Origin of the sequence: Actinacidiphila acididurans, assembly GCF_016918855.1 — a bacterium.
Taxonomy (GTDB): domain Bacteria; phylum Actinomycetota; class Actinomycetes; order Streptomycetales; family Streptomycetaceae; genus Actinacidiphila; species Actinacidiphila acididurans.
Window position 1 is genome coordinate 1 of record NZ_JADKYB010000054.1, and the last position, 1,664, is coordinate 1,664.

The following is a 1,664-nucleotide window of genomic DNA, read 5'->3' on the forward strand; positions in this document are numbered from 1 at the left end:
CGAAAGACATCTCACGTGACTAAGAAGTCAAGCCGCAGCGGCCAGATCTGCTGATGGGGAGGTGAAAGCATGCTGCTCGTCGAAGAGCTGCCCGCTGTGGAGGCAGTGGTAGAGCTGGCCGATCATGCGGTTGAACAGGTTCCTCTGGGCTTGGGCGTGCCAGTCGCCCCGCTCGCGCCGGCGGCGGTAGTGCGCGTCGGCTCCGGGCGAGGCCCGCAGGGCGGAGAAGGCCCACAGGAAGCCCGCGCTGATCAGCCGGTCGTTCTTGATGAAGCGGCGTCCGACGAACCTCTTCTTCCCGGAGGCGCGGGTGATGGGGGCCGAACCCGCGTATGCCTTCAGCGCGCGGGCGTCGGTGAAGCGGCTGCGGTCGTCTCCGATCTCGGCGAGCACCCGGGCAGCGAGCTGCACTCCCAGGCCGGGGAAGCTGAGGAGGATCTCAGCGTCCGGGTGCCGGCGAAAATGCTCCTCCACCGCCGCCGCGAGTTCCTCGGCGGCCAGACAGGCCGCGTCCAACTGGCGTACCAATGCCAGAAGTTGATGCCCCATGGCATCCTCGACAGCTTGCGGCCTTTGGGCGTAGTCACCGCGAAGGACGGTCCGCAGGCGGTCGGCTTCGGCATCGATGCCGCGGGTGCGGCCGGCGCGTTTGAGCGCGGCCTGCAGCTGGGCCGGGGTCAACTTTGCGGCCCTGGCCGGGGTCGGCGCCGTGGCGAGCACGGCGCGGGCCTCGGGGCGGGCCAGGCCGAACTGCTTTCCCAGGAAGGCGTCGAGGGCGGCGGGGTAGTACTCGCGCAGCAGCGAGCGGACCTGGTTGACCAGCTGCTGGCGCGCCCAGACGGCGTCTTGCTGGGCGCGGGCGAGTACGGCGACGGCTCGGGCAAGATCGCTGTCGGCGGGCAGCGGTCGGTGCGCGGGCAGGTCCGTGCGCAGGATGTTTGCCAGGACCAGGGCGTCGCCGGGGTCGGACTTCTTGCGGGAGACGCTGTGCCGGTCGCGGTAGCGGGCCGCCGCCAGGGGGTTGATGGCGTAGACCGGCCGTGTTCCGGTGGTCAGGGCGGCCACGAGCAGGCCGCGTCCGGTCTCGATCGCCACCGGTATCGGCTCGTCGGCGGTGTCGCCGTGCTCGGCGAGCAGGTCCAGCAGCAGCTGGTAGCCGGCCGCGTTGTCGGTGATCCGGCGCTTGGCCAGCAGGTGTCCGGTGTCGTCGACCAGGGCCACGTCATGATGGTTCTCGGCCCAGTCGATCCCGCAGAACACGGGCATACGGTTCTCCATTCTCGTGCTGTTCGCGCAGGTGGTGAGCCTGTGCGGGCCACGCGGCGACCTAATTCCAGGACTCTTCGGTCCGCCATCTCACTAGCCGTTCGCGGCACCAGCGCACCGCAGGGGCCTCCGTCTTGTGCAGAGCTCAAGGGCTCGGGACGAAGCGAAGAGGTCGCCCTGCGGCGGGCTCACACCACGACGATCAACGTTCGGGACGCCGGGCTGAGTTTCGCGGTGGCACGAAGACGCCGGGCGCCACCGTTCTTTCGTAAGGCCTCGACGGACCCGGAACCCACAGGGGTCAGCCCGGCGCCCACGGGACCACCACGAACCCAGCTCATCTCGACAGTCCAGCAGCCCACTCCGGGCCGAGCTGGAACCGCCTACTCACGAATTAG

General features: G+C 69.4%; 1 protein-coding gene. It reads right to left on the reverse strand.

Annotated elements, in window-relative coordinates:
• Positions 1-27: 27 nt before the first annotated feature.
• On the reverse strand, positions 28-1,266 hold the full coding sequence (locus ITX44_RS40575; protein WP_443609742.1) for an IS110 family RNA-guided transposase: 1,239 nt from the start codon (positions 1,264-1,266) through the stop codon (positions 28-30).
• Positions 1,267-1,664 lie beyond the last annotated feature (398 nt).